This window comes from Streptomyces sp. NPDC031379 (assembly GCF_055569615.1).
In genome coordinates this window covers 63,964-89,103 of the sequence record NZ_JBVIIT010000027.1, presented here as the reverse complement: position 1 = coordinate 89,103, position 25,140 = coordinate 63,964, and the positions used below count along the sequence as shown (strand labels likewise).

At 71.6% G+C, this 25,140-nt stretch carries 30 protein-coding genes; 18 read left to right on the top strand and 12 right to left on the bottom strand.

Features of this window, described 5'->3' with window-relative positions:
- Positions 1–3: 3 nt before the first annotated feature.
- Positions 4–1,701, bottom strand: coding sequence for a bifunctional 3'-5' exonuclease/DNA polymerase (locus ACZ5CW_RS33255; protein WP_468608010.1), 1,698 nt, complete (start codon positions 1,699–1,701; stop codon positions 4–6).
- Between the two features lie 85 nt (positions 1,702–1,786).
- A complete protein-coding gene (locus ACZ5CW_RS33250; RefSeq protein ID WP_468608008.1) occupies positions 1,787–2,566 on the bottom strand; it encodes a Clp protease N-terminal domain-containing protein in 780 nt (259 codons plus the stop codon).
- 154 nt (positions 2,567–2,720) lie between these two features.
- On the opposite strand from ACZ5CW_RS33250, the gene ACZ5CW_RS33245 reads away from it, so the two are divergent.
- Positions 2,721–3,830 (top strand): DUF2786 domain-containing protein, encoded by a 1,110-nt coding sequence (locus ACZ5CW_RS33245; protein ID WP_468608006.1) that lies wholly within the window; start codon positions 2,721–2,723, stop codon positions 3,828–3,830.
- A gap of 13 nt (positions 3,831–3,843) precedes the next feature.
- Here ACZ5CW_RS33245 and ACZ5CW_RS33240 read toward each other — a convergent pair whose 3' ends face one another.
- From ACZ5CW_RS33240 to rpmB, 4 genes are all read right to left on the bottom strand, one after another.
- Positions 3,844–4,359, bottom strand: a complete 516-nt coding sequence (locus ACZ5CW_RS33240) for a DUF4232 domain-containing protein (RefSeq protein ID WP_468608004.1) — start codon at positions 4,357–4,359, stop codon at positions 3,844–3,846.
- Positions 4,360–4,640: 281 nt separating this feature from the next.
- On the bottom strand, positions 4,641–5,126 hold the full coding sequence (locus ACZ5CW_RS33235) for a hypothetical protein (RefSeq protein ID WP_468608002.1): 486 nt from the start codon (positions 5,124–5,126) through the stop codon (positions 4,641–4,643).
- Between the two features lie 67 nt (positions 5,127–5,193).
- Entirely contained in the window at positions 5,194–5,499 is a 306-nt protein-coding gene (gene rpsN, locus ACZ5CW_RS33230) for a 30S ribosomal protein S14 (protein ID WP_468608000.1), read from the bottom strand.
- Positions 5,499–5,735 carry a 50S ribosomal protein L28 gene (gene rpmB / locus ACZ5CW_RS33225; RefSeq protein WP_468607998.1) on the bottom strand — a complete coding sequence of 79 codons (237 nt, stop codon included), beginning with the start codon at positions 5,733–5,735 and terminating at the stop codon, positions 5,499–5,501. Before rpmB ends, rpsN begins: the two co-directional genes overlap by 1 nt.
- A gap of 61 nt (positions 5,736–5,796) precedes the next feature.
- On the opposite strand from rpmB, the gene rpmG reads away from it, so the two are divergent.
- The 8 genes from rpmG to ACZ5CW_RS33185 all read left to right on the top strand — a co-directional run bounded on the left by rpmG (position 5,797) and on the right by ACZ5CW_RS33185 (position 9,386).
- Positions 5,797–5,961 carry a 50S ribosomal protein L33 gene (gene rpmG / locus ACZ5CW_RS33220; protein WP_468607996.1) on the top strand — a complete coding sequence of 55 codons (165 nt, stop codon included), beginning with the start codon at positions 5,797–5,799 and terminating at the stop codon, positions 5,959–5,961.
- Between the two features lie 8 nt (positions 5,962–5,969).
- Positions 5,970–6,224, top strand: coding sequence for a type B 50S ribosomal protein L31 (locus ACZ5CW_RS33215; RefSeq protein WP_468607994.1), 255 nt, complete (start codon positions 5,970–5,972; stop codon positions 6,222–6,224).
- Positions 6,221–7,450 (top strand): CobW family GTP-binding protein, encoded by a 1,230-nt coding sequence (locus ACZ5CW_RS33210; RefSeq protein WP_468607992.1) that lies wholly within the window; start codon positions 6,221–6,223, stop codon positions 7,448–7,450. The genes ACZ5CW_RS33215 and ACZ5CW_RS33210 overlap by 4 nt, the downstream gene beginning before the upstream one ends.
- Complete coding sequence (rpsR, locus tag ACZ5CW_RS33205; RefSeq protein WP_468607990.1) at positions 7,450–7,683, top strand: 30S ribosomal protein S18; 234 nt, start codon at positions 7,450–7,452, stop codon at positions 7,681–7,683. The genes ACZ5CW_RS33210 and rpsR overlap by 1 nt, the downstream gene beginning before the upstream one ends.
- Before the next feature lie 74 nt (positions 7,684–7,757).
- A complete protein-coding gene (locus tag ACZ5CW_RS33200) occupies positions 7,758–8,129 on the top strand; it encodes a VOC family protein (RefSeq protein WP_468607988.1) in 372 nt (123 codons plus the stop codon).
- A gap of 11 nt (positions 8,130–8,140) precedes the next feature.
- Positions 8,141–8,497, top strand: coding sequence for an ArsR/SmtB family transcription factor (locus tag ACZ5CW_RS33195; protein WP_468607986.1), 357 nt, complete (start codon positions 8,141–8,143; stop codon positions 8,495–8,497).
- Positions 8,494–8,970, top strand: coding sequence for an SRPBCC family protein (locus tag ACZ5CW_RS33190; RefSeq protein ID WP_468607984.1), 477 nt, complete (start codon positions 8,494–8,496; stop codon positions 8,968–8,970). The genes ACZ5CW_RS33195 and ACZ5CW_RS33190 overlap by 4 nt, the downstream gene beginning before the upstream one ends.
- Positions 8,971–9,116: 146 nt before the next feature.
- A complete protein-coding gene (locus ACZ5CW_RS33185; RefSeq protein WP_468607982.1) occupies positions 9,117–9,386 on the top strand; it encodes a DUF397 domain-containing protein in 270 nt (89 codons plus the stop codon).
- Positions 9,387–9,506: 120 nt separating this feature from the next.
- Here ACZ5CW_RS33185 and ACZ5CW_RS33180 read toward each other — a convergent pair whose 3' ends face one another.
- Positions 9,507–9,983: an ATP-binding protein gene (locus ACZ5CW_RS33180; protein WP_468607980.1), complete on the bottom strand. Its 477-nt coding sequence runs from the start codon at positions 9,981–9,983 to the stop codon at positions 9,507–9,509.
- A gap of 366 nt (positions 9,984–10,349) precedes the next feature.
- On the opposite strand from ACZ5CW_RS33180, the gene ACZ5CW_RS33175 reads away from it, so the two are divergent.
- From ACZ5CW_RS33175 to ACZ5CW_RS33150, 6 genes are all read left to right on the top strand, one after another.
- The gene (locus ACZ5CW_RS33175) at positions 10,350–11,174 is read left to right on the top strand and encodes a helix-turn-helix domain-containing protein (protein ID WP_468608107.1); all 825 of its coding nucleotides are present in this window, start codon (positions 10,350–10,352) and stop codon (positions 11,172–11,174) included.
- Positions 11,175–11,266: 92 nt separating this feature from the next.
- Positions 11,267–12,727, top strand: a complete 1,461-nt coding sequence (locus tag ACZ5CW_RS33170; RefSeq protein ID WP_468607978.1) for an aldehyde dehydrogenase family protein — start codon at positions 11,267–11,269, stop codon at positions 12,725–12,727.
- Positions 12,728–12,884: 157 nt separating this feature from the next.
- A complete protein-coding gene (locus tag ACZ5CW_RS33165; protein ID WP_468607976.1) occupies positions 12,885–13,424 on the top strand; it encodes a DinB family protein in 540 nt (179 codons plus the stop codon).
- A 50-nt stretch (positions 13,425–13,474) separates the two neighbouring features.
- Positions 13,475–14,116 (top strand): PadR family transcriptional regulator, encoded by a 642-nt coding sequence (locus ACZ5CW_RS33160; protein WP_468607974.1) that lies wholly within the window; start codon positions 13,475–13,477, stop codon positions 14,114–14,116.
- Positions 14,117–14,188: 72 nt separating this feature from the next.
- Positions 14,189–15,139 (top strand): ATP-binding cassette domain-containing protein, encoded by a 951-nt coding sequence (locus ACZ5CW_RS33155; protein ID WP_468607972.1) that lies wholly within the window; start codon positions 14,189–14,191, stop codon positions 15,137–15,139.
- On the top strand, positions 15,136–15,897 hold the full coding sequence (locus tag ACZ5CW_RS33150; protein WP_468607970.1) for an ABC transporter permease: 762 nt from the start codon (positions 15,136–15,138) through the stop codon (positions 15,895–15,897). Before ACZ5CW_RS33155 ends, ACZ5CW_RS33150 begins: the two co-directional genes overlap by 4 nt.
- A gap of 126 nt (positions 15,898–16,023) precedes the next feature.
- On the opposite strand, the gene ACZ5CW_RS33145 is transcribed toward ACZ5CW_RS33150, so the two are convergent.
- Together ACZ5CW_RS33145 and ACZ5CW_RS33140 are read right to left on the bottom strand one after the other, a co-directional pair.
- The gene (locus tag ACZ5CW_RS33145; RefSeq protein ID WP_468607968.1) at positions 16,024–17,430 is read right to left on the bottom strand and encodes a glutamate decarboxylase; all 1,407 of its coding nucleotides are present in this window, start codon (positions 17,428–17,430) and stop codon (positions 16,024–16,026) included.
- A 26-nt stretch (positions 17,431–17,456) separates the two neighbouring features.
- On the bottom strand, positions 17,457–18,743 hold the full coding sequence (locus ACZ5CW_RS33140) for an ion channel protein (protein ID WP_468607966.1): 1,287 nt from the start codon (positions 18,741–18,743) through the stop codon (positions 17,457–17,459).
- A gap of 114 nt (positions 18,744–18,857) precedes the next feature.
- Here ACZ5CW_RS33140 and ACZ5CW_RS33135 point away from each other — a divergent pair, with 114 nt between their 5' ends.
- Entirely contained in the window at positions 18,858–19,631 is a 774-nt protein-coding gene (locus ACZ5CW_RS33135; protein ID WP_468607964.1) for a MerR family transcriptional regulator, read from the top strand.
- A gap of 36 nt (positions 19,632–19,667) precedes the next feature.
- Here ACZ5CW_RS33135 and ACZ5CW_RS33130 read toward each other — a convergent pair whose 3' ends face one another.
- Complete coding sequence (locus tag ACZ5CW_RS33130; RefSeq protein ID WP_468607962.1) at positions 19,668–20,033, bottom strand: YbjQ family protein; 366 nt, start codon at positions 20,031–20,033, stop codon at positions 19,668–19,670.
- A 141-nt stretch (positions 20,034–20,174) separates the two neighbouring features.
- Here ACZ5CW_RS33130 and ACZ5CW_RS33125 point away from each other — a divergent pair, with 141 nt between their 5' ends.
- Positions 20,175–21,140 carry a DedA family protein gene (locus ACZ5CW_RS33125; RefSeq protein ID WP_468607960.1) on the top strand — a complete coding sequence of 322 codons (966 nt, stop codon included), beginning with the start codon at positions 20,175–20,177 and terminating at the stop codon, positions 21,138–21,140.
- A 27-nt stretch (positions 21,141–21,167) separates the two neighbouring features.
- Here the strand turns inward: ACZ5CW_RS33125 and ACZ5CW_RS33120 are convergent, their stop codons facing one another.
- Complete coding sequence (locus ACZ5CW_RS33120; RefSeq protein WP_468607958.1) at positions 21,168–22,823, bottom strand: threonine/serine exporter family protein; 1,656 nt, start codon at positions 22,821–22,823, stop codon at positions 21,168–21,170.
- Positions 22,824–22,937: 114 nt separating this feature from the next.
- Entirely contained in the window at positions 22,938–23,429 is a 492-nt protein-coding gene (locus tag ACZ5CW_RS33115; protein ID WP_046730908.1) for an inorganic diphosphatase, read from the bottom strand.
- A gap of 124 nt (positions 23,430–23,553) precedes the next feature.
- Between ACZ5CW_RS33115 and dacB the strand changes: the two genes are divergently transcribed.
- Positions 23,554–25,110 carry a D-alanyl-D-alanine carboxypeptidase/D-alanyl-D-alanine endopeptidase gene (gene dacB, locus ACZ5CW_RS33110; RefSeq protein ID WP_468608105.1) on the top strand — a complete coding sequence of 519 codons (1,557 nt, stop codon included), beginning with the start codon at positions 23,554–23,556 and terminating at the stop codon, positions 25,108–25,110.
- The last annotated feature ends 30 nt before the right edge of the window (positions 25,111–25,140 follow it).

The following is a 25,140-nucleotide window of genomic DNA, read 5'->3' as shown; positions in this document are numbered from 1 at the left end:
TGCTCACTTGGCGTCCGCATAGCACTCCACCACCGCCGTGCTGAACGGGAACCGCACCGGTGTCTCGCCGAAGGTCAGCCGTCCGGCGAGGGCGGCGGACTCGCGGATGGCCCGGACGACGGTGTCGGCCTCCTCCGCGGGGCAGTGCACGATCACCTCGTCGTGCTGGAAGAAGACCAGTTCGGCCTTGAGGTCCGCGCAGGCCCGGCGCAGTGCGGCGAGCAGCAGCAGCGCCCAGTCGGCGGCGCTGCCCTGCACGACGAAGTTCCGCGCGAAGCGGCCCCGCGCCCGGGAGTTGGTCGAGGCGTAGCCGGGCACCCAGCCCTGGTCGTCGGCCCGCGCCTCGGTGTCCTCCTCGCCGACGGGGATGCCGGCCTCCTCCGCGGAGTCCTCGCCTGAACCGGCGGCGGGCGGGCAGGTCCGGCCGAGCCAGGTCCGCACCAGCCGGCCCTCCTCGCCCGCGCGTGCCGCCTCGTCGACGTAGGCGACGGCCTTGGGGAAGCGGCGGCGGAGCGCGGCGAGGTTCTTCAGGCCGTCGCCGGAGGTCTGGCCGTAGACCGCACCGAGCACGGCGAGCTTGGCCTGGTCCCGGTCGCCGGAGAAGGCCCGGTCGGAGACGGACTGGTACAGGTCGCTCTCGCGGCCGGCCACCTCCATCAGGCCGGGGTCGCGGGAGATGGCGGCCAGTACCCGTGGCTCCATCTGGTCGGCGTCGGCCACCACCAGCCGCCAGCCGGGATCGGCGACCACGGCCCGCCGGATCACCTTGGGGATCTGCAGGGCACCTCCGCCGTTGGTCACCCAGCGTCCGGTGACCGTGCCGCCGGCGAGGAACTCGGGGCGGAAGCGGCCCTCACGCACCCAGTCCTGGAGCCAGGACCAGCCGTGCGCCACCCAGATGCGGTACAGCTTCTTGTACTCCAGCAGCGGCTCGACGGCCGGGTGGTCGACGGACCGGATCTCCCAGCGGCGGGTGGACTTCACCTTGATCCCGGCCTGCGCGAAGGCCTTGACGACGTCGGCGGGCAGATCCGGCCGCACCCGGCGGCCGAAGGCGGCGGACACCTCTTCGGCCAGTTCGGCCAGGCGGCGCGGCTCGCCCCCGCCCGCGTACCGCTCGCCGAGCAGGTCGTGCAGCAGCTCGCGGTGGACCGCGGCGCTCCAGGGCAGGCCCGCGTGGTTCATCTCGGCGGCCACCAGCATCCCGGCCGACTCGGCGGCCGTCAGCAGGCGCATCCGGTCGGGGTGCGCGGCCCGCTGATGCCGCCGCTGCTGATCGGCGTAGACCGCGAGGAGGTCGTCGAGGGGCAGGTGGGTACTGGTCGGCTCGAACAGCGGGGACTGGGCGCCCGGTACGGCCGCGCGCTGCGGCGGGTCGGGCGGTACGGGGCCGCCGCGGAGGCGGGCCAGGGCGGCGGCGGCCGAGCGTGGCTCGCCGTACCGTCCCTCGTGGCCCAGCAGAAGTGTCTCGGCGTCCTCGATGTCGTAGCACCGCTCCACTCGCACCCCCGTGGCGAGCAGACGCGGATAGACCTCGGGGGTCGACCGCCACACCCAGCGCGTCACCTCCGGGCGGCTCCGCACCGCCCCGGCGAGATCGCTCTCCCGCCGCACCGGTCCGGCGGGCAGCCCGTCCGGGCCGAGGGGGGCGACGTCCACGCCACCGTCCTCGGCCGGTGCGAGCGCCCACCGGTCGGTCATGACTGCGAGTGTGGCAGGCGGGTCTGACAATGGCCTCGACCTGCGGCTCCGGCCCTCCAAGGGCACCGCGGTGCCGGTCCGGGCCTCAGTCCTCGGAGGGCTCCGCGGGACCGGTCGCCGACTCCGCCGCCGCTGCCGCCTCCTTCTTCTGCTCCAGCAGCAACGCCAGCACCTTGCCGACGTACTCCTCGGTCGCCGGCTTGGTGATGCCGAGGCCGCTGAGGACGCCCTCCCCGTTCTCGTGCTCCAGGAGGGCCAGCAGGATGTGCTCGGTGCCGATGTAGTTGTGGCCGAGCCTCAGGGCCTCGCGGAAGGTGAGTTCCAGGACCTTCTTGGCCTCGGGGCCGTAGGGGATCAGGTCGGGGATGTCGTCCGCGGCGGGCGGGAGCGCGGCGGACGCGGTCTGCCGTACGGCGTCCAGGGCGGTGCCCTGTGCGGTGATCGCCTTCGCGGCCAGGCCCTCCGGCTCCACCAACAGCCCGAGGAGCAGGTGCTCGGGCCGGCCTTCGGGGGTGCGGGCGGCCACCGCCTCGTTGTGCGCGGCCATGACCACGTTCCGCGCGCGTGGGGTGTAGCGGCTGAAGCCCTGGCTGAGGTCGAGGTCGGCGGACTCCTTCGGCACGAACCGCTTCTGTGCCGCCTGCCGGGTCACGCCCATGCTCTTGCCGATGTCGGTCCACGACGCGCCCGAGCGGCGGGCCTGGTCCACGAAGTGGCCGATCAGATGATCGGCCACGTCTCCGAGGTGATCGGCCGCGATCACCGCGTCCTGGAGCTGTTCGAGAGGTTCGGTGTGCACCTTCTTGATGGCCTCGATGAGGTCGTCGAGGCGCACGGATGCCGTGATGTTCCCGTTGGTCGCCATGTGTCAACCGTAGGTTGCGCATGCGGCACTGTCAACCGATGGTTGACAGTGCGGATACCTCTGTCGCGATTCCACCCGGGCATCCCCGAAAGGTTGTCCACAGGCTGTGGACGACTTCGGCCCGCTGTCGGCGGGGCGTGGCACGATCGATGGCGTGACCAGCACTGCCAGTACCGTCGAGCGAGCCTTCGAGGCCGCCCTCTACGACAACACCGACACCGGCCTGGACGCGGGCGCCTCCCTGCTCGCCGCCGACCCCGCCGCGGACGGCGAACTCGCGCGGCGGGGCGAGGAGTTCGTGGCGACGGCCTGGCGGCGCGGCTGGCAGCCCGCCGACGTCGTACGGCTCGTGCGGCGCGAGCTGGACGAGGCGCACGTCCGCCTGGCCGCCGTGCTGATCCGCGCGCAGGCCGGGCGGGACCGCGCGCGTGGGCGCCGCTGGGCCGCCCAGCTGGAAGCACTGCCGGAGGGACCCGCGCCCGGGGCCGACCGTTTCTCGCACGCCTCGGCCGTTCTGGGGGTGTATCGCCTGCTGCTGCGCCTGCCCGCCCTGGAGCCGTTGGAGGACGAGTCCCGCCGCGCTCCCGGCCCGGCCGCCTCCCGCATGCTCACCCGTATCCGCGCGCTGCTCGCCAAGGCCGAGGCGACCGGCTATCCGGAGGAGGCGGAGGCGCTCAGCGCCAAGGCGCAGGAGCTGATGGCCCGGCACAGCGTCGACGAGGCGCTGCTCGCCGCCGAGGCGCCGGCCCCGGACATACCCGGCGCCTGCCGGATCGGAGTCGAGCCGCCGTACGAACAGGCCAAGGCGGTGCTGCTGGACGCCGTGGCCACGGCGAACCACTGCCGTGCGGTGTGGAACGAACCGCTCGGCTTCTCCACGGTCGTCGGCTTCGAGGCGGACCTGGAGGCGGTCGAGCTGCTCTACACCTCGCTGCTGGTGCAGGCCACGCACGCGATGACCAAGGCGGAGGCGGCCCAGAGGGCCGGCGGGCGTAAACGGACCAAGACTTTCCGGCAGTCGTTCCTGGCCGCTTACGCCCATCGTGTCGGTGACCGGCTCGCGGCCGCCGCAGAGGTCCAGGTCACCCGGGACCTGCTGCCGGTGCTGGCCACGCGCGCGATGGCCGTCACCGGCCGTCTGGAGCGCATGTTCCCGCAGACCACGACGACCCGGCTGCGCGGCGTGAGCGACGCGGCGGGCTGGACGGAGGGCATGGCGGCCGCCGACCGGGCCCAGGTCAAGGGCCGGCACCGGCTGCCCTGAGCCTCGATCCGCCTCAGTCCCCGACCTGCTGGAAGGAGCTGACGGTGGCGTCCGCCTGGGACCCGCCGGCCTTGACGGCGACGGGGCCGTACGACCACGGGAAGCTCCGGGTGGTGGTGGAGCCGGGCAGGGCGACCTTCACCGTCTTGGCCGCCAGGCTGCTCTTGTCGTCCGCCTTGCCGCGGACGTAGCTGATGGTGAAGGACGCCGAATCGCCCTTGGCGAGCTTCAGCTTCTGCGGCTTGGCGCCTTCGAGGGCGGGCACCTTGTGCTCGGTGTCGCCGGCGTTCAGCACGGCGCTCGGGAAGCCGTCCAGGGTGCAGGAGGCGCTCTGGTTGGTGATGCTGACCGGCACCTCTCCGGTGTCCCCGGCGGCCGGCGCCACGCTCGCCGACCCGATCTGTACCGACACCCCGCCGATCTTGCAGGCCGAGCTGTTCTTGTCGCCGCTCTTGCCCCCGCCGTCGTCGCAGGCGGTGAGCAGCAGGGCGGCGGCGAGGGCGGTGACGGTGAGCGGAAAGGCGCGCATGAGCAGGTCCCCATCGAGGTCGTGACGGTGCCCCTGCATCATGGCGCCTGCGCGCCGACCCCGTTCGCGCACCCCTCCCGAATCACCGCTTCGGGCGCCTTTCCGGACCACCGCATCGGGTGACCCAGCGCCTCACCGCGCCGGACGTCCTTCCGGTTCACCCGCGCCGGACGTCCTTCCGGAGCACCGCGCCCGACGTCCTTCCGGTTCACCGTGCCGGACGTTCACCGCGTCGGGCCGCCCGGCGGATCACCGTGCCGAGCCGGCCCGAGCGGCGCGCGTCACTGCTTCAGCTGGGTCGGCAGCCCGGACGGCAGCTTGCCGCCCTCGGCCCTGGTGTACGTCTCCTGGCCGAGCTTGCCCGACCAGGTGACCTTCAGGGCCTTGGCGTCCACCGAGTCCACCATCCCGGTGACCCGGTCCTTGCTGCCGTCGGTGCAGGCCAGGTGGATCATCCGCATGCCCGCCTCGGTGCCGGCGGTCCCGCTGCACACGGTTCCGCCGGTCGCGAAGATCCCCGCCTTCTTGCCGTCGACCACCAGGGCCACGATCTTGCCGCCGGAGGTGGTGATCCAGCTGCCCTGGAGCTTGGCCGAGGCGCCGGTCACGCCCGAGGCCCCCGTGCTCGACGTCGGGGCCGTGGTGGCGCTGGGCGAGGACGAGGAGCCGTCCTCCGTGTCGCCGCCGCTGCACGCCGTCAGCGCCAGCGCGCCCGCCAGTCCCGCGGCCAGGGCCGCGCTCCGCACTCGCACAGTCGCAGAAGTCACCGGAAAGCTCCCAAGCTGTAGGGGCCGGCCGCCCTCGGCCGGACGGCCCGCAGCAAGCTACCAGCAGTTACCAGGAGGACTTCCGGACGCCGGGCAGGAACCCCTTGTGAGCCTGCTCGCGCAGGTTCACCCGGGACAGTCCGAAGTGGCGCAGAAAGCCGCGCGGGCGGCCGTCCACCTGGTCGCGGTTGCGGACACGCGTGGCACTGGCGTCCCGCGGCTGCCTGCGCAACTCCCGCTGGGCGGCGGACCGTTCGGCCTCGGTCGAGGAGGGGCGGCGGACGATCTCCTTCAGCTCCGCCCGGCGCTCGGCGTACCGGGCGACGACGTCCCGCCGCTCGTCGTTCTTCGCGATCTTGCTCTTCTTCGCCATCAGACCCTCACCCCCCGGGCGCGGATGCGGGCCACGGCCGCCTCGACGCCGATCGCGTCCACGGTCCTGATCGCCTTCGCGCTCAGCCGCAGCCGGACGTACCGGCCCTCGCCGGGCAGCCAATAGCGCCTGGACTGGACGTTGGGGTCGAAACGGCGGGAGGTGCGCCGGTGGGAGTGGGAGATGCGGTTGCCGAAGCCCGGCCGGGCCCCGGTGAGCATGCAGTGCGCGGACATGGTGACGTGACTCTCCTCAGCTCTTGTAGCTAATGGAATTCATTTTCAGTAAGATAGCAGCATGGCACGCAACGAACTCCGCCCGGTCATCAGGCTCCGGTCCACCGCCGGGACCGGCCACACCTACGTGACCCGCAAGAACCGCCGCAACGACCCGGACCGCGTGACGCTGCGCAAGTACGACCCGGTCGTCGGCCGGCACGTCGACTTCCGAGAGGAGCGCTGAGGCCCGCCATGCGCAAGGAGATCCACCCGGACTACGGGCCCGTCGTGTTCCGCGACCGCGCCGCGCGGCACGCCTTCCTCACCCGTTCGACCATGACGAGCGACAAGACGGTCGAGTGGGAGGACGGCACCACCTATCCGGTCGTGGACGTCGAGATCTCGAACGTCAGCCACCCCTTCTACACCGGCACCGCCCGCGTGCTGGACACCGCCGGCCGCGTGGAGCGCTTCGAGCGCCGGTACGGGAAGCGGGGCGGCGCGTGAGCCTGCCGGTGGCCGTCGTGGGCGGACTGCACGCCGATGCCCGCACGGCGGCCGTCGACCGGTTGCTCGCCGACGTGCCGGGCAGCGTCGTGCTCCACCACGACCTCGCGACGGCCACGGCCGGCACCGTCGTCCGTACGGTCCGTGACCGCGACGGCATCGTGTCCGCGGGCGAGACACCCCTGGTCGACGACTGCGCCTGCTGCGCCCTGCGCGAGGACCTGGTGCCGGAGCTGCGCCGGCTCGCCGACGACGGCACGACCCGCCTCGCGATCGTCGAGCTGTGGGACTCGGTGGAACCCAAGGCGATGGCCGAGGTGATCACGGCGGGCGGCCTGACCGTCACCTCCGTGATCACCGCGGTGGACCCGGCGCTGGTGCTGCCGTACCTCGGCAACGGCGACGACCTCGCCGAGGCCGGGCTCGCCGCGGCGGCCACCGACCGGCGCACGGTCGCCGACACCTTCGCCCGGCAGCTGGAGTACGCCCCCGTCCTCGCCGTCGCCGACTCCGCGGAGGCCGACGACGAGGACCGCGAGCTGCTCGCGCAGCTCCACCCGACGGCCCGCCGGGTACCGATCGGCCACGGTGGCCCGGTGGGCACCGCACCCGCCGCGGGGGCGGGACCGGTGCCCACGCCCGCGGCGGGAACAGCACCTGCACCGGGGCCTGCGGATGCACGTGCACGCGGCCCGCTCGCCCAGGCGGCCCTCGCGGGCTTCGACATCGAGGCCGCGGCCGCCGCCCAGCACCCGGCCTGCGCGCTGCTGCCCGCGGAGGCCGACGGGCACGGCGTCTCCACCCTGGTCTGGCACCGCCGCCGGCCCTTCCACCCGGAGCGGCTGTACGCGGCACTGGAGGACCTGACCTGCGCCGCCGCGCGCAGCCGGGGCCGGTTCTGGCTCGCCGAGAGGCCGGACACGCTGCTGCACTGGGACGCGGCCGGCGGCGCGCTGTGCGTGGAGAGCGCGGGGCCCTGGCTGGCCGCGCTGCCGGACGCGGCCTGGGAGATGGTCCCGCCGGTGCGCCGTGCCGCCGCGGCGCTGGACTGGCACCCCGAGCACGGTGACTGCTGCAACCACCTCGTGTTCACCTCGCCCGGCCTCGACCGCGACGGACTCGCGCACCTGTTGGAGTGGTGCCTGCTCACCGACGCCGAGTACGCCGCCGGTCGCGCCGCCTGGAAGAGGCTGCCGCCCGCCTTCGACACCCTGCTGGAGGTCTGATGTCCCGCAAGAGCGACCGCAAGCCCGCCCAGGGCCGGCCCGACCCCCTGGAGCGGGCCGGCGTGACCCGCATCGACTACAAGGACACCGACCTGCTGCGCAGGTTCGTCTCCGACCGCGGCAAGATCCGCAGCCGCCGGGTCACCCGGGTCACCGCCCGGCAGCAGCGGCTGCTGGCCCGCGCCGTCAGGAACGCGCGCGAGATGGCGCTGCTGCCCTACCCGTCCCGGTAGCCCGCGCCCGCCGAAAAAGGTAGGAGATTCCCTACGGTTGACTCGTAGGAAATCTCCTACCTATTGTCGTACGCATGAACGTCACCCACGCCTCCTTCGTCACCCTCCCCGTGGCCGACCAGGACCGCGCCCTGCGCTTCTACCGGGACGTCCTCGGCTTCGAGGTCACCGCCGACCTGCAGATGCCGCCGGGCCGGTGGCTCCAGGTCGCGCCCAGGGGCGCGCAGACCGTCTTCACGCTGTCCGGACCGGGGATGGGGGATTTCGAGCCCGGCTCGGCCCGGGGGATCATGTTGGTGACGACCGACGTCGACGCCGACTGCGCGCGGCTCGCCGAGGCGGGCACCGAGGTGCACGGCCCGGACGCGCACCCGTGGGGGCGGATGGCCTCCTTCCGCGACCCGGACGGCAACGGTCTGATGCTGCTCACGGAGGCTCACCAGTAGAAAGGCCGGCCATGCCCGCAGCCGGGGCCCGAGAGGCCGCCGTCGAGGACCGCGTCTTCGCCGCGCTCGCCAACGCCACCCGCCGCGACGTGCTGCGGCTGCTGCGCGAGCGCGGACCGCAGCCCGTGCAGGCCCTGGCCGACCACTTCGACATGCGCCGGCCGAGCCTCTCGGAACACCTCAAGGTGCTCCGGGAGGCCGGCCTCGTCTCCGAACAGCGCTCCGGACGGCAGCGCATCTACCGGCTCGAGGCGGCCCCGCTCGCCGAGGTGCAGGACTGGCTCCATCCGTACGAGCGGTTCTGGCGCGAGCGGCTGAGGGGCCTCGGCGAACTGCTCGACCGCATACCCGACGATGACCGGTCATGAGCACAGCACCTGAGAGCGGCGCGGACGGCGACCTCACCACGATCCGCGTCGACCAGTTCTTCCCTCATCCGCCCGCCAAGGTCTGGCGCGCCCTGACCGACCCCGAGCTGCTCGCCCGCTGGCAGATGCCCGGCGCCGAGGACTTCCGGCTCCAGGTCGGCCACCGGTACCGGATGACCTCCGTCCCGCGTCCCAACTCCCGCTTCTCCGGGGTCGTGGAGGTGCGGGTGCTCGCCTACGACACCGAGCGGATGCTGTCCCTCCGGTGGGCGGACGCCGATCCGGCCAATCCCGCGGACTGGACCCTCACCTGGACACTGGAACAGGAAGGGCGCGGTACGCGTCTCTTCCTAGTGCACGAGGGGTTCGATCCGGACGACCCGGCTCAGCTGATGGCACGGAAGATCATGGACGGGGGCTGGAAAGGGCATGTGCTGCCTGCTCTGGGGCAGGTGCTGGAACAGCTCGGGTAAAGCGCTCGTCAAAGCTGTAATCGCGGCAATACCCCTCGTGCACGTGCATCTGCTCAAGCATCCGCACGTGAACGGGGTTATGATCCGGGACAGTTGACCACCGCATCTATGGCCACACCAGCCAGTGCACCACCGGGGAGCGACCTGTGGACCGCGACGTTGACGGCGTTTACGGGGGGTATGACGTGTACAACGGCATGGCTGCCACGCAGCTGAACGGGGTGGCCTGGCAGAAGAGCAGACACAGCAATTCGCAGGGTTCCTGCGTGGAGTTCGCGCGGCTGCCGGGCGGTGACGTCGCCGTACGCAACTCGCGTTTCCCGGACGGGCCCGCGCTCGTCTATACCCGCGCGGAGATCGAGGCGATGCTCCTCGGCGTCAAGGACGGCGAGTTCGACCATCTGACGGCGAGCTGACCGCCCGGTCCCCTGCGGGCTTCCGGTGGCAACGATGTCCGCTCCGCGAAGAGTCCGGGGTGACGCGCGTAGAAACCACGGCACGCGTAGGGGCTCGGTGGACCCCGGTCGCCGTAGGTGTCAGCCGGCCGGCCGGAGCCGGAACATCGCCCAGACGACCTTGCCGTCGAGGGTGCCCGCGAGCGGGTGCCAGCCCCAGCTGTCGGCGAAGGAGTCGACCAGGAACAGGCCGCGGCCCGACTCGGCCGAGAAGTCGTCCGAATCCCGCGGGACCGGGGTCTCGTGGCTCGGGTCCCGCACCGCGCACACCAGCCGCTCGGTCCAGCGCATCAGATGCAGCCGCACGGACGGACTGCGTTCGTCGCAGCGGCCCAGGTCGGCCGGCACCGCGTGGCGCAGGGCGTTGGTGACGAGTTCGGAGACGACGAGGCATATGTCGTCGAAGCGGTCGCCGACGTCCCACTGGCCGAGGGTGTCTCTGGTGAAGCGCCGGGCCTCGCGTACCGCCTCGTAGCGGGCGGGCAGGGCACAGGAGGCGGCATCGGAGACGGCCGTGGGGTCCAGAGGCGGAAGGCCCTGCCGTAACGGCTTGAGCATGGTCGATCCATTCGTCCCCATGCGAGGCACTCCCGGGATTCGCGGTCGTTGCGATGCAGCGGTGGCGCGGCACCATGGTTTCGGAAGCCAAGAGCAGATGCAAGGGCAGATGCACGTGCACGCGACCGAAATAGCCCTTCCCGTACCGCTTCTTGGCCATTTTTTCTGCCATCTTCCCGGCGGCTTCCGCCAGTGGTCCCGACCTTTCCCCGGTGCGGAGCAGGCAGAAACGGCCGAGCCCTTTCCGTTTCCGTAACCGTACGAGTACTGCTCGAAGTGTTTTAGTGGCAGACTGACGGGCCCTGAAGACGGTTGGGGAGGCTGGCGAACGTGAGCGCGGGAGAGCCCGGATCGGTGGTGCGGCGGATGCTGCTCGGCTCGCAACTCAGGCGACTGCGTGAAGCACGGGGCATCACGCGCGAGGCGGCGGGGTACTCGATCCGCGCCTCCGAGTCGAAGATCAGCCGGATGGAGCTGGGCCGGGTGAGCTTCAAGACCAGAGACGTCGAAGACCTGCTGACGCTGTACGGCATCAACGACGAGGCCGAGCGCGAGTCGCTGCTCTCCCTCGCCCGGGAGGCCAACGTGGCGGGCTGGTGGCACAGTTACACCGACGTCCTGCCCAGCTGGTTCCCCACTTACGTGGGCCTGGAGGGCGCCGCCGCCCTGATCCGCGCCTACGAGGTGCAGTTCGTGCACGGCCTGCTGCAGACCGAGGAGTACGCCCGCGCGGTGGTCCGGCGCGGCATGAAGGGTGCGAGCGCCGCCGACGTCGAGCGGCGGGTGGCGCTGCGCCTGGAGCGGCAGAGGTACCTGCTCTCCGACACCGCCCCCGAGTTCCACATCGTCCTGGACGAGGCGGCCCTGCGCCGCCCCTACGGGGACCGCGAGGTGATGCGCGGCCAGCTCCAGCACCTGATCGACATCTCCCAGCGGCCCAACGTACGGCTGCAGATCATGCCGTTCGGCTTCGGCGGGCACTCCGGTGAGAGCGGCGCCTTCACCATCCTCAGCTTCCCCGACGCCGACCTGTCCGACGTGGTGTACCTGGAGCAGCTGACCAGCGCCCTCTATCTGGACAAGCGCGAGGACGTCGCCCAGTACGAGCAGGCCCTGAAGGAGCTGCAGCAGGACAGCCCGGGCCCCGACGAGAGCCGGGATCTGCTCCGGGGTCTGCTCCAGCTGTCTTGAGTGGTCACCCTCAACTCTCTTTAAACACAAGTACGATGACGTGTGATCAGACGTGGCGTAGATCTGGTGTCCGCTAGCGATTGAGGGATCACATGTCGTCCTACTTCACCGACCTGGCCCAGCAGTACATCGACGGCGAGTGGCGTCCGGGCACCGGCTCCTGGGACGTGATCGACTTCAACCCCTACGACGACGAGAAGCTGGCCTCGATCACGGTGGCCACGGTCGGCGAGGTGGACCAGGCCTACCAGGCGGCCGCCCGCGCCCAGAAGCAGTGGGCCGAGACCAACCCCTACACGCGGCGCGCGGTCTTCGAGCGGGCGCTCAGGCTGATAGAGGACCGCGAGCAGGAGATAGCCGACCTGATCATCGCGGAACTGGGCGGCACGCGCGTGAAGGCCGGCTTCGAACTGCACCTCGCCAAGGAGTTCCTGCGCGAGTCGATCCACCTCGCGCTGCGCCCCGAGGGCAAGATCCTGCCGTCCCCGACCGACGGCAAGGAGAACCGCGTCTACCGGGTCCCGGTCGGGGTCGTGGGCGTGATCAGTCCGTTCAACTTCCCCTTCCTGCTGTCGCTGAAGTCGGTCGCCCCGGCCCTCGCGCTCGGCAACGGCGTGGTCCTCAAGCCGCACCAGAACACCCCGATCGCGGGCGGCACCCTGCTCGCCAAGATCTTCGAGGAGGCCGGGCTGCCCGGCGGCCTGCTCAACGTCGTCGTCACCGACATCGCCGAGATCGGCGACGCGTTCCTCGAGCACCCGGTCCCGAAGGTCATCTCCTTCACCGGTTCCGACAAGGTCGGCCGGCACGTCGCCACCGTCTGCGCCAAGCACTTCAAGCGCTCGGTGCTCGAACTGGGCGGCAACAGCGCGCTGGTGGTGCTGGACGACGCCGACATCGACTACGCGGTGGACGCGGCGGTCTTCAGCCGGTTCGTCCACCAGGGCCAGGTCTGCATGGCCGCCAACCGGGTCCTCGTGGACGGTGCCGTCGCCGACGAGTTCACCGAGAAGTTCGTCGCCAAGGTCAGGACCCTCAAGGTAGGCGACCCGCGCGACCCGCAGACCGTCATCGGCCCGGTGATCAACTCCGCGCAGGCGAATGCCGTCTCGGGCACCGTCGAGCAGGCGATCGCCGAGGGCGCCACGGCCCTCGTGCACGGCACCACGACCAACAACCTGGTCGAGCCCAGCGTGCTCACCGGCGTCCCCGCCGACTCCGCACTGCTGCGGCAGGAGGTCTTCGGCCCGGTGGTCTTCCTCATCCCGTTCGACGGCGAGGAGGAGGCGGTCCGGATCGTCAACGACACCCCGTACGGCCTCAGCGGCGCCGTCCACACGGGTGACATCGAGCGGGGCGTCGCCTTCGCCAAGCGGATCGACACCGGCATGTTCCACGTGAACGACGGCACCGTCCACGACGAGCCGCTCGTGCCCTTCGGCGGCGAGAAGCACTCCGGCATCGGCCGTCTCAACGGCGAGACGACGCTGGAGGCCTTCACCACCATCAAGTGGATCTCGGTGCAGCACGGCCGCAGCGGCTTCCCGTTCTGACCGTCTCGCCCTCCTCGTTCTCCTCGTTCCTCCGTTTTTTCCGCCTCTCGCGGAGCGTCGGGCCCTTGCGGACAGAAGCTGACCGCAAGGGCCCGTAGCGTCATCGGTGTCAGGGAGAGGGACCCCGACGAACCGACCCGATGAAAGGCGGCAGGCCATGGTCATGCACGTGCCGGCGGAGGCGAAGGGCGACGAGCGAGGAGCACTGCTCGCGTTCATCGAGGAGCAGCGCGGCGGGATCCGCAGGGCGCTCATGGGGCTGACCGAGGAGCAGGCCCGCACCCGCCCGAGCGTCAGCGAGCTGTCCCTGGGCGGCCTGCTCAAGCACGTCGCCGAGGTGGAGCAGAGCTGGGTCGCGCGGGCCAGGCAGGAGCCGCCGGCGGTGCGCCGCGACGAGTCGAACTGGCACGAGACCTTCCGGCTGGTCGGCGACGAGACGGTGGCCTCGCAGCTGGCGTACTGGGAGGAGGTCGCCGCCGAGACGGAGAAGCTCGTCCGCTCCGCGCCGAGCCTGGACGACACCTTCCCGCTGCCGCCCGACCCCTGGTTCCCGCCCGAGGGCCGCGTGTCGCTGCGCTGGCTGTGTCTGCACCTGATCCGTGAGACGGCCCGGCACTCCGGCCACGCCGACATCATCCGCGAGTCCCTGGACGGGAAGACCGCGTTCGAGCTGGTGGCCCTGGAGCAGGCCGGGTAGCCGGTGGCCCGGGAAGGGGCGGGCCGCCGTTCGGCAATAACCTGGACCGCATGTCAGCGATCCGTCTTCTCGTGCTGGGCGCGGTCCGCCAGCACGGGCGGGCCCACGGCTACCAGGTCCGCAACGACCTGGAGTACTGGGGCGCGCACGAGTGGTCCAACGCCAAGCCGGGCTCGATCTACCACGCCCTGAAGCAGATGGCGAAACAGGGACTGCTGCACGCGCACGAGATCGCGCCGTCCACGGCCGGCGGGCCGCCGCGCACCGAGTACGAACTCACCGACCGGGGGGTCGAGGAGTACTTCGCCCTGCTGCGCGACGCGCTGGTCACCTACGACCAGCGGGGCGACATGAAGACGGCGGCCATCGGCTTCATGGTCGACCTGTCGAGGGCGGAGGCGGTGGCGCTGCTGAAGGAGCGCACCCGCCGGATCGAGCAGTGGCGGTCCGCGGTGATCGAGCACTACGTGCCCGAGGAGGGCCCCGGACAGTACGGCCACATCGGCGAGATCATGAACATGTGGGTCCACACGGCCGACTCCGAGGCCGAGTGGACCCGCGGTCTCGTCGGGCGGGTCGAGGGCGGCGCGTACACCTTCGCGGACGAGGGAGATCCGTTCGTCGGCATCCTCGCGGAGGACGGGGCGAACCCGTATGCGACGGGGGAGCGGCATCCGGAGGACGACCGCTAATCAAGTTTGACCAATGAGTGGAGCCGCGTTACCTTCGCGGGGTAGTCAAAATTGACTAGCGAGGGGAGTGGCATGGCCGACACGGTGATCACCGTCGAGGACGCACACAAGATCTACGGCACCCGACACGCTCTGAACGGCCTCGACCTGCACGTCACCCGGGGCACCGTGCACGCGGTGCTCGGCCCGAACGGCGCGGGCAAGACCACCCTGGTCCGGATCCTGGCCACACTGCTCAGGCCGGACGCCGGACGCGTCGAGGTAGCCGGCCACGACGTGCTGACCGACGCCCGCGCGGTCCGCCGGTGCATCGGCCTGGTGGGCCAGCACGCGGCCCTGGACGAGCAGCTCGACGGCCGCCAGAACCTGGAGATGTTCGCCCGCCTGCACCACCTCGGCGCCCGCCACGCGCGCGTGCGCGCCGCCGAACTCCTGGCGCGCTTCGACCTCACCGGCACCGGCCGCACCCCCGTCGCCCGCTACAGCGGCGGCATGCGCCGCCGCCTCGACCTGGCCGCCTCCCTGATCACCGACCCGGAGGTGCTGTTCCTGGACGAGCCCACCACCGGCCTCGACCCGCGCGGCCGCGCCGAGGTCTGGTCCTCGGTCCGCTCCCTGGTCGGCGCCGGTACGACGGTCCTGCTCACCACCCAGTACCTGGAGGAGGCCGACCAGCTCGCCCACCGCATCGCCTTCGTGGACCGGGGCCGGGTCGTCGCCGACGGCACCCCCGACGAACTCAAGACCCTCACCGGCGGCGACCGCATCGACATCGTCGTGCGCGACGCGGACCGGCTCGCCGACGCGGTGGCCCTGCTGCCCGTCCCCGGGGGCGCCGTGGACGCCGATCGCCGGCTGCTCAGCGTCCCGGTCACCGACCGCATGTCCGCCCTCTCCGGTGTCGTACGGACCCTGGAGGCCGCCGGCATCGAGGCCGCGGACATCGCCCTGCGCCGCCCCACGCTGGACGAGGTGTTCCTGCACCTCACCGACGACGAGAACCGAGCGAAGGAGCCCGCGTGACCGCGTACGCCCTGACCGACTCCTGGACCATGACCCGGCGTGAACTCGCCCACTGGGCACGGCGGCCCGGGCAGGTGCTGGTCGCGCTCGTGTTCCCGGTGATGCTGCTGCTGATGTTCGGCTACCTGGTCGGTGGCGGCCGGGGCGTGACCGGCGACTACACGGACTACCTGGTGCCCGGCATGCTCGCGCTCACCATGGCCTTCGGCCTGGAGGGCACGATGCTCAACGTCACCCAGGACCTCGACAAGGGGGTGATCGACCGCTTCCGCTCCCTGCCCATGACGAACGGGGCCGTGCTGGTGGGCCGTTCGGTGGCCGACATGCTCCAGTCGGCGGCCACCCTGGCCCTGCTGACCGGGGTGTCGTGCGCGCTGGGCTGGCGGGCGCACGGCGGCCCCGGGGCCTTCCTGGCCGCCGTCGGCCTTCTCCTGCTGTTCCGCTTCGCGATGCTGTGGGTCGGCATCCACCTCGCCCTGACCGCCGGGCGGCCCGAGATGGTGCAGGCCGTGCAGATCCTCGTCTGGCCGGTCGGTTTCCTCTCCAACGCCTTCGCCGTGCCGGACTCCATGCCGGACTGGCTGGGTCCGGTCGTGCAGTGGAACCCGCTGTCCCGGACGGCGACGGCGGTACGGGACCTGCTGGCCGGCCAGGGCGGCGAGCCGGGGCACGTCTGGGCGGCCGTCGCCTGGCCGCTGGGACTGCTGGCGGTGTTCTTCCCGCTGGCGGTCCGCAAGTTCGCGCGGCTGGGCCGCTAGGGGGGTTCGTTCGGATCAGGTCGGATCAGGCCGTGCCGGGGCGTCGCGGACCCGGGCTGATCCGAACGAGGCCCGCCCTAGCAGCGGGGGCGCCGGCCGTGCGGCACGGGAATGTGCCGACAGGCCCTAGTGATGGAAGCCGGTGGCCGCCCCCTTGTCCCGGGTCAGCGGCTGCGACTGCCGGCGCAGTTCCGGCAGCAGGCGGGCCAGGTCGTCCACGAACAGGTCGGCCAGGTCGTGCGAGAAGCCGTTGCGGCACACGACCCGCAGCACGGACAGGTCCTCACGGTTCGCCGGGAAGGTGTAGGCGGGCACCAGCCAGCCGCCCTCGCGCAGCCGCCGGGAGACGTCGAAGACGTCGTACGCCGTGACGCCCTCGGCCGTGGTGAGCGCGAACACCGGCAGCTGGTCCCCGCGCGTGAGGAGCCGGAAGTCGCCGAGCGCCTCGATCCGCCCGGCGAGCGAGGTCGCCACGTCCCGTGTCGACTGCTGTACCGCGCGGTAGCCCTCGCGGCCCAGCCGCAGGAACGTGTAGTACTGCGCCACCACCTGGGCGCCGGGCCGGGAGAAGTTGAGCGCGAACGTCGGCATGTCCCCGCCCAGGTAGTTGACCCGGAAGACCAGCTCCTCGGGCAGTGCCTCCCCGTCCCGCCACAGGGCCCAGCCGACGCCCGGGTAGACCAGCCCGTACTTGTGCCCCGAGGTGTTGATCGAGGCCACGCGCGGGAGGCGGAAGTCCCACACCAGGTCCTCGTCCAGGAAGGGCGCCACCATCCCGCCGGACGCCCCGTCCACATGGACCGGGATGTCCAGCCCGGTGCGCTCCTGGAGGGCGTCCAGGGCCGCGCACAGTTCCGCGATCGGCTCGTAGGAGCCGTCGAAGGTCGAGCCGAGGATGCCGACGACCCCGATGGTGTTCTCGTCGCACAGCTCCGCGGCGGCCTGCGGATCCAGGTGGAAGCGGTCGCCCTCCATGGGGACGAGCCGGGCCTCCACCTCCCAGAAGGTGCAGAACTTCTCCCAGCACACCTGGACGTTGATCCCCATGACCAGATTGGGCCGCGCGCCGGGGTACCGGTCGGCGTTGCGCTTCGCCCAGCGCCGCTTGAGCGCCATCCCGGCGAGCATGCACGCCTCGCTCGACCCGGTCGTCGAACAGCCCACCGCAGCCGAGGGGTCCGGCGCGTTCCACAGATCGGCGAGCATCGCCACGCAGCGCCGCTCCAGCTCGGCCGTGCGCGGGTACTCGTCCTTGTCGATCATGTTCTTGTCGCGGCACTCCGCCATCAGCACCCCGGCCTGCGGCTCCATCCAGGTGGTGACGAACGTGGCCAGGTTCAGCCGGGCGTTGCCGTCGAGCATCAGCTCGTCGTGCACCAGCTGGTACGCCGTCGGCGGGGGCAGCGGGGCGTCCGGCAGCCGGTGCGTGGGCGGCGCCTCGGTCATGCCGCCGACGGGGTTGGCCTCCCCGAAGAACGGGTTGACCGACATCGCCCGCTCCTGGTGCTTCTCGGGACCTTGGTGCAGAGCCATGGATATGCCTCCGGGTGGGATGAGGGTCAGCGGACAGGGGTGCCGTCCGGGCGCAGCTGCATCTGCGGGCGGCCCGTCACCAGCAGCCAGGCCGGCAGCGAGGCGATGCACAGGACCGCGATGATGGTGGGCGAGGCGACCAGGGCGGCGGCGGTGAACAGGCTCACCCAGCCCTGCCGGGTGATCGCCAGGAGGATGCCCAGCACGCCTGTGGCGACACCCAGCGAGGGATGCACCGCGGGGACGAGGGCGTGGGCGCACAGCCCCAGTGCCGTGCCGACGAACACGGCCGGGAAGATGCGGCCGCCCCGGAAGCCGCAGGAGGCGGCGACCAGCAGCGCGGCCAGTTTGACCACCGTCATCGTGGCGAACTGCCCGGCCGACCAGCCGTCCGGATCGGATGCCAGCACGTGGACCTCCGACAGCCCCTTGAAGAGCGTCAGATGGCCACCCACGGCCGCCAGGCAACCCAGGACGGCTCCGCCGGCCGGGAGCATGAGCATCGGGTGCCGCAACCGCTGGAAGGCCGCGTGGACGTAGGGGAAGGCGCGGACGGCGCACATGCCGAGCAGCGCGGCCACCGAAGCGATCACCAGGGCCGCCAGGACGTCCTTCCAGTGCGGGTGGCCCATGGGCGGCAGCCCGAGGTCGAAGGTCGGATGGGCGACCAGGGTGGTCGTCATGGCCCCGAACGCGCCGGCCGTCAGCGGTGCGAACAGGTTGTCCCACAGCAGGCCCCGCATCGGCCGTCCGGCCAGCGCCTCGGAGATGACCAGCGCCGCCGCCACGGGCGTGCCGAACAACGCCCCGATCGTCGCGGCCTCGGCCAGCACCGGCCACAGGGCGCCCGGTGTCCTCGGCAGGAAACGCGTCCCGAGCCAGGCGGCGAGGCCCACGTTCACGGCGATGATCGGGTTCTCCGGGCCCAGGCTCGGTCCGCCCGCCAGCATCAGCGCCGCCGCCAGCAGCAGCCCCGGCAGCACGGCCGGCGGCAGGACCGGGGCGTCCAGGCCCGTGGTGGCCGGGTCCGGGCCGGCATGACCCGGCACCTTCCAGACCACCAGTCCGACGGCGACGCCGGTCGCCACCAGCATCACGAACATCCACAGCACCGAGTAGCGGCCCACGCCCAGCGCGTCCGGCAGCGGACCCCACAGCACGTCCTGCAGCCGCTCCGCCGCCGTGCTCACGCCGACGAAGACCAGGCTCGCGACCACGCCCACGACGGCCGCGGGCAGGATGGACGGCAGAAGCGCCCGCGCCGGTGCCGCCGGGCGGGTCGACGGAGCCTGCTGGTCGGTCTCCTGGGCCACGGGCTCACCATAAGCGGACAAAACACACCCAACATCCCGAGCGGAATCCGGCTTGCACCTCACGTGACGTGAGGCCTCAGCGTGGAGCGCGTACCGACGACAAGGAGCGGAAGAGTGAGCTACTCCGTGGGACAGGTCGCGGGGTTCGCCGGGATCACGGTGCGCACCCTGCACCACTACGACGAGATCGGTCTGCTCGTGCCCAGCGAGCGCACGTACGCCGGCCACCGGCGCTACAACGACGCCGACCTCGACCGGCTCCAGCAGATCCTGTTCTACCGGGAGCTGGGCTTCCCGCTCGACGAGGTCGCGGCCCTGCTCGACGACCCGGACGCGGACCCGCGCGCGCACCTGCGCCGCCAGCACGAACTGCTGACCGCCCGGATCGAGAAGCTGCAGAAGATGGCCGCGGCCGTGGAGCACGCCATGGAGGCACGCACGATGGGCATCAACCTCACGCCGGAGGAGCGGTTCGAGGTCTTCGGGGACAAGGACCCCGAGCAGTACCGCGAGGAGGCCGAGCGGCGCTGGGGCGGCACGGCGGAGTACGCCGAGTCACAGCGCCGCGCCGCCACGTACACCAAGGAGGATTGGAAGCGGCTGCAGGCCGAGGTCGACGACTGGAGCGCGCGGTACGCCGCCCTGGTGGCCGCGGGTGAGCAGCCGTCCGCCGAGGCGGCCATGGAGCTGGCCGAGGAGCACCGGCAGCACATCAGCCGGTGGTTCTACGCGTGCCCGTACGAGATGCACCGGTGCCTGGGCGACATGTACGTCTCCGACGAGCGCTTCAAGGCGTTCTACGACTCCATGGGGCCGGGCCTCGCCGAGCACCTGCGGGACGCGATCACCGCGAACGCCGACCGGCACGCCGGCCAGCAGCCCGCCTGACCTGTCCCGAGCCGTCCTGGCCCGGCTGTGCGGGGTTCACTCCCGGGTCAGGACCACCGCCGTGCCGTACGCGCACACCTCGGTACCGACGTCGGCGGCCTCCGTCACGTCGAACCGGAACATCAGCACCCCGTTGGCCCCCCGCGCGCGTGCCTGCTCCACCAGCCGCTCCATGGCCTGGTTGCGGGTCTGTACGAGCGTCTTGGTGAGCCCCTTCAGCTCGCCGCCGATCATCGACTTCAGCCCGGCGCCGATCTGGCTGCCGAGGTGCCGCGAGCGTACGGTGAGTCCGAACACCTCTCCGAGCACCTGTTGCACCCGGTATCCGGGCACGTCGTTCGTCGTCACGACCAGTACGTCCGGCTGGGGCCCCTGGCCGCCGCCGTAGTCATCGAGTCCCATGTCTCACAGCTTTGTGCCGGTTGCCGCACAGTGCATCCTGGAGGCGGCGGTGGAACCTGGGGCGGTCACATCGCGTTGATAGCGTTGTGCGGCCCCACATGGACGCCGTAGCCGCCTCATCCCCCTCAGGAGCCCGGACCCGTGATGACACTCGCCCTCGGCCCGAGCTGGCTGGATCCCAACTACCTGCTCGACACCTACAGCATCTGGGGCCTGCTGCTCATCGTCTTCGCCGAGTCCGGCCTGCTCATCGGGTTCTTCCTGCCGGGTGACTCGCTGCTGTTCACGTGCGGTCTGCTGATCACCTCCCACCAGCTCGACTTCCCGCTGTGGGCCGCGATCGCCCTGATCTGCCTCGCCGCGATCCTCGGCGACCAGGCGGGCTACATGTTCGGCAAGAAGGTCGGCCCGTCCCTGTTCAACCGCCCCGACTCACGCCTGTTCAAGCAGGAGAACGTCGTCAAGGCGCACGAGTTCTTCGAGAAGTACGGCCCGAAGTCCCTGGTCCTGGCCCGCTTCGTGCCGATCGTGCGTACGTTCACGCCGATCATCGCGGGCGTCAGCGGCATGAAGTACCGCTCGTTCCTGATCTTCAACGTCATCGGTGGCGTCCTGTGGGGCGCGGGCGTCACCCTGCTCGGCTCCTGGCTCGGCAAGCACGACGTCGTCAAGAACAACATCGAGGCGATCCTCATCCTGATCGTCCTCGTCTCGGTGGTCCCGATCGCGATCGAGTTCCTCCGCGCGCGGAGCAAGAACAAGAAGGCCGAGCAGGCCCAGCCGGCCCCGCAGCAGCCCGAGGCCGCCGGGTACCAGCACGCGCCGGCCATGGACGACGCCACGACCCGCCTGCGCCGCATCGAGCCGGAACAGCCGTACGAGCAGCCGTACCAGCAGCAGGAACAGCCGTACGAGCAGCCGTACCAGCAGCAGGAGCAGCCGTACCAGCAGCCGTACCGGCAGCAGGGTCAGCAGCAGGAGCAGCAGTACTGGAACCAGGGTTACGGCGACCAGGGCCACGACAACCAGTACTACGACCAGCAGCAGTACCCCCAGCAGCAGTACGACGGCCAGAACCCGTACCCCCACGACCACCGCAACCACTGAAGGGGCGCGGGCCGTGTCGAAGGCGTCCTAGAAGCCCCTGGTCCGCTTCGCGGCCCTCCGCTTGCCGGCGGAGCCGACCCGGAGGAACAACCGGGAGATCTCCGACCCCAGGTTGACCCCGATGGCGATGGCCATGGCCAGCGACGCCGCCTTGGCCAGGGACACCAGCCCCTTGTCCACCTCGTTCTGCGCCATGGACAGCAGCCCGAAGTAGGTCGCCGAACCGGGCAGCAGAGGCCCGATCGCCGCCGTCGTGTACGGCAGCGCGGACGCGAACCGGTACCGCGACAGCAGCTGCCCGAACAGGCCCACGAGCCCCGCCGCCACGGCCGTGGAGGCCACCGGCGAGATGTCACCGGCGTAGTGCATCGCGCCGTACACCGACCACGCGACGCCGCCGTTGAGGGTCACCCACAGCACGGTGGACCGTTCCTGCTGGAGCAGTACCGCGAAGGTCAGCGACAGCAGCATGGAGGCCCCGATCTGCAGCAGCGGCCGCTCGGAGAGGGCCAGCGCCGCGTCCGGGTTCAGCTCGCCGCCGACCTTCACACCGAAATACAGGACGACCAGCACCCCGGCGACGATGCCGACGAAGAAGTACATGACCTCCAAAAGGCGCGCCGAGGCGGTGATGTAAAAACCCGTCAGGCCGTCCTGCACGCCCGCCACCAGCGCCCGCCCCGGCAGCAGCGCGAACAGCCCACCGGTGACCACGGCGGACGCCTTCACGTCGACGTGCGCCAGCGCGAACGCCACACCGATCGCCGCGGGCGGCATCGCCGCCACCGTGAACTGGTAGAACTCCGGCAGCCCGCGCCCCGCGCACAGCCACGCCAGCCGGTCGCCGAGCATCGCGCCCACCGCGGCCGCCACGAACACGATCAGGTCACCGCCGACCAGCACGGAGGCCGCACCGGCCAGCAGCCCGCTCGCCAGGGTCAGCGCCCAGCCGGGGTAGGGGTGCCGGTTGCGGCGTATCTCCGCCAGACGCCGGTAGGCCTCCTCCAGCGAGACATGGGTCTCCGGATCGGTCAGGTCGTCCACCAGCCGGAACACGGCCGCCAGACGCGTGTAGTCGGTGCCCCGCCGCCGCACCGTCCGGGACGCCGTCACCGGGTCCTCCACCAGCGACGGCTGGTGCGAGATCGACAGCAGCGTGAACGTGACGTTGGGCTCGCAGCGGTCCAGGCCGTAGGACCGGCACACCGCGAACATCGCGGCCTCCACGTCCTCGGCGCCCTCGCCGCCCGCCAGCAGCAGCTCCCCGATACGCAGGGTCAGGTCGAGCACGCGTGGGACGGCCGGGCCCTCCTCCTCGGCCCGCTGCACGAGTTCCGGAGCCGGCCGCTCGGTCACCGGCATCCGCAGCATCGTGCGCATCCGGTCCTGCCACGGCGCGTCCTTGACCAGACTGACCAGGGGCACCCCGGTGGCCGGCGTGAACGCGGCCGGGGCGGTCTTGGCGCTGTAGGTGTGCGGCGTGCTGAACGCCGACCCCTCCGGCTCCGGACTCGGCGGCTGGGGCGCCTCGAGCCCCTCCGGCACGGCGAACTCGGACGTCGTCTCCGACTCACCGCCCGCCTTGGGAACGTCCAGCCCCCGGGGAACGGCGAACTCGGACGTGATCTCCGGGTCGTACCGCGCCTCGTCCGACCGGGGCTTGCGGTCCTCCGCCTCCGTCACCTCGCACCGCTCCCTGAACGACACCTTCCGTAGGCCTCAGTATGCGCATGACTACGCAGACGGGCCGCGCCACCCCCATAGGGTGCCGCGGCCCGCAGACGACAAACCGGCCGGTCAGTGGCCGCCCTGCTCCTTGAAGCGCTTGTACGACCGCTCGATCTCCACCTCGGCGTCCGTGCGGCCCACCCAGTTGGCACCCTCGACCGACTTGCCGGGCTCCAGGTCCTTGTACACCTCGAAGAAGTGCTGGATCTCCAGGCGGTCGAACTCCGACACGTGGTGGATGTCGCGCAGGTGCTCCACCCGCGGGTCGGTGGCCGGAACGCACAGCAGCTTGTCGTCGCCGCCCGCCTCGTCCGTCATGCGGAACATGCCGATCGCACGGCACTTGATGAGGCAGCCCGGGAAGGTCGGCTCATCCAGGATGACCAGCGCGTCCAGCGGGTCGCCGTCCTCGCCGAGGGTGTTCTCGACGAAGCCGTAGTCGGTCGGGTAGGCGGTCGAGGTGAAGAGGCGACGGTCCAGGCGGATCCGACCGGTCTCGTGGTCCACCTCGTACTTGTTGCGCGAACCCTTCGGGATCTCGATCGTGACGTCGAACTCCACCGGTGGCTCCTCCATGATCAACACATAGTTCTGGTGGTTAAGTGTCCCTCACGCAGGTGTGTGATCGCGAAAGGGGCTGGTGGTCGTGCCAGAGCTGAGGCCTTGGCGAGCCGCGAGACCGCAGGTGGTGCGGATCGCGAACGCCGTACGACCGCGACTGGCACGGGCCACGACGGCCGCGCGACCGCGGATCGCGCGGCTGGCGAACGCCGTGCGGCCCGGCCCCGCGCACCTCCCCCGGCCGCAGGCCGTCAGGACCTGGCAGTACACCGCGTGCGCCGTCACCGCGGGCCTGGCACTGGCCGCCGGAGCGGTGACCGTGGCAGGCCCCTGGGACGCCGACGGTCAGCGTACGGCCGAGCGGGACCGCGCCGCCGCCCTGGAGCGGCCAGGTGGCGCAGATCACGGCCGCTCGGGCACGACGGCGGGGGCGCCGCGGCCCGCGCCGAGCGCCGCGCCGGTCCTCATGGGCCTGGGCGGCGTCAAGGGCGCTGTCGGCACCAAGAAGGCCGCCCCCGGCGGGAAGGCCCTCTCGGACGTCCTGGGGCCCCTCCTGGACGCCTCCGCACCGGGCGGCCGCCGCGCCGCCGCGGTCATCGACGCGACGACCGGCGGACGCCTCTACGGCGCCGACGCCGACCTGCCCCTCACCCCTGCCTCCACCACCAAGATCGCCACCGCCGCCGCCGCCCTCTCCGCCCTCGGCGCCGACCACCGCCTCACCACCCGCGCCGCCCTCGAACCCGACACCGGCGAACTCGTCCTCGTCGGCGGCGGCGACCCCACCCTGACCGCCCGCGCGAAGAACGGCGGCTGGGCGAGCCTGCGCACCCTCGCCGCCGGCACCGCGAAGGCACTCCACGAGCGCGGCATCGACAAGGTCACGCTCTCGTACGACACCACGCTCTTCACCGGCCCCGCACTGCACCCCATCGGCGTCAACGACAACCTCGCCGCCGTCAGCGCCCTGGCCGCCGACGAGGGCCGCACCAACGGCTCCACCAGCGGTCCGGCGCCCCGCGTGGCCGACCCGGCGGCGGACGCCGCCGCCAAGTTCGCGGCCGGTCTCGAGGACGCGGGCATCAAGACGACGTCCCCCGGCCCCTCCAAGGCCACCACCCGCGCCGAGACCCTCGCCACCGTCTCCTCGCCCCCGCTGTCGGCCGTCGTCGAGCGGATGCTGACCAACAGCGACAACGACATCGCCGAGACCCTGGCCCGCCAGACCGCTCTCGCGAGCGGCGAACCCGCGAGCTTCGACGGCGGCGCCAGGGCGATCGCCACGCAGCTGCGCAAGCTCGGCCTGCCGATGTCCGGCGCCTCCTTCCACGACGGCAGCGGCCTCGACCGCGCGGACCGGCTCACGGCGAACCTCCTCACCGCCCTCCTGGCCAAGGCCGGCGACCCCGCCCGCCCGGGCCTGCGCCCCGTCCTCACCGGCCTGCCCGTCGCAGGCTTCACCGGCACCTTGACCGACCGCTACACCGACGGCGCGGCCGGACTCGTACGAGCGAAGACGGGCACGCTCACCGGGGTGAACACCCTCGCCGGCACCGTGGTCGACGCGGACGGCCACCTGCTCGCCTTCGCCTTCCTCGCGTCCGAGACGACCGACCCCCAGGAGGCCCAGTCGGCCCTGGACCGGACGGCCACGGCACTGGCGGCCTGCGGCTGCCGGTAAGGACGGCCACACGGCACGGCCTGCCGCGCC

Bases quoted from the DNA above. Each gene is read 5' to 3' on its own strand.
- ACZ5CW_RS33145 (WP_468607968.1), bottom strand. From the start codon at position 17,430: ATGGCTCTGCACCAAGGTCCCGAGAAGCACCAGGAGCGGGCGATGTCG.
- rpmB (WP_468607998.1), bottom strand. From the start codon at position 5,735: ATGTCCGCGCACTGCATGCTCACCGGGGCCCGGCCGGGCTTCGGCAAC.
- ACZ5CW_RS33250 (WP_468608008.1), bottom strand. From the start codon at position 2,566: ATGGCGACCAACGGGAACATCACGGCATCCGTGCGCCTCGACGACCTC.
- ACZ5CW_RS33130 (WP_468607962.1), bottom strand. From the start codon at position 20,033: ATGGGACTCGATGACTACGGCGGCGGCCAGGGGCCCCAGCCGGACGTA.
- ACZ5CW_RS33190 (WP_468607984.1), top strand. From the start codon at position 8,494: ATGAGCACAGCACCTGAGAGCGGCGCGGACGGCGACCTCACCACGATC.
- ACZ5CW_RS33200 (WP_468607988.1), top strand. From the start codon at position 7,758: ATGAACGTCACCCACGCCTCCTTCGTCACCCTCCCCGTGGCCGACCAG.
- ACZ5CW_RS33215 (WP_468607994.1), top strand. From the start codon at position 5,970: ATGCGCAAGGAGATCCACCCGGACTACGGGCCCGTCGTGTTCCGCGAC.
- ACZ5CW_RS33180 (WP_468607980.1), bottom strand. From the start codon at position 9,983: ATGCTCAAGCCGTTACGGCAGGGCCTTCCGCCTCTGGACCCCACGGCC.
- ACZ5CW_RS33195 (WP_468607986.1), top strand. From the start codon at position 8,141: ATGCCCGCAGCCGGGGCCCGAGAGGCCGCCGTCGAGGACCGCGTCTTC.
- ACZ5CW_RS33255 (WP_468608010.1), bottom strand. From the start codon at position 1,701: ATGACCGACCGGTGGGCGCTCGCACCGGCCGAGGACGGTGGCGTGGAC.
- ACZ5CW_RS33170 (WP_468607978.1), top strand. From the start codon at position 11,267: ATGTCGTCCTACTTCACCGACCTGGCCCAGCAGTACATCGACGGCGAG.
- ACZ5CW_RS33240 (WP_468608004.1), bottom strand. From the start codon at position 4,359: ATGCGCGCCTTTCCGCTCACCGTCACCGCCCTCGCCGCCGCCCTGCTG.
- rpmG (WP_468607996.1), top strand. From the start codon at position 5,797: ATGGCACGCAACGAACTCCGCCCGGTCATCAGGCTCCGGTCCACCGCC.
- rpsR (WP_468607990.1), top strand. From the start codon at position 7,450: ATGTCCCGCAAGAGCGACCGCAAGCCCGCCCAGGGCCGGCCCGACCCC.
- ACZ5CW_RS33160 (WP_468607974.1), top strand. From the start codon at position 13,475: ATGTCAGCGATCCGTCTTCTCGTGCTGGGCGCGGTCCGCCAGCACGGG.
- ACZ5CW_RS33165 (WP_468607976.1), top strand. From the start codon at position 12,885: ATGGTCATGCACGTGCCGGCGGAGGCGAAGGGCGACGAGCGAGGAGCA.
- ACZ5CW_RS33155 (WP_468607972.1), top strand. From the start codon at position 14,189: ATGGCCGACACGGTGATCACCGTCGAGGACGCACACAAGATCTACGGC.
- rpsN (WP_468608000.1), bottom strand. From the start codon at position 5,499: ATGGCGAAGAAGAGCAAGATCGCGAAGAACGACGAGCGGCGGGACGTC.
- ACZ5CW_RS33175 (WP_468608107.1), top strand. From the start codon at position 10,350: ATGCTGCTCGGCTCGCAACTCAGGCGACTGCGTGAAGCACGGGGCATC.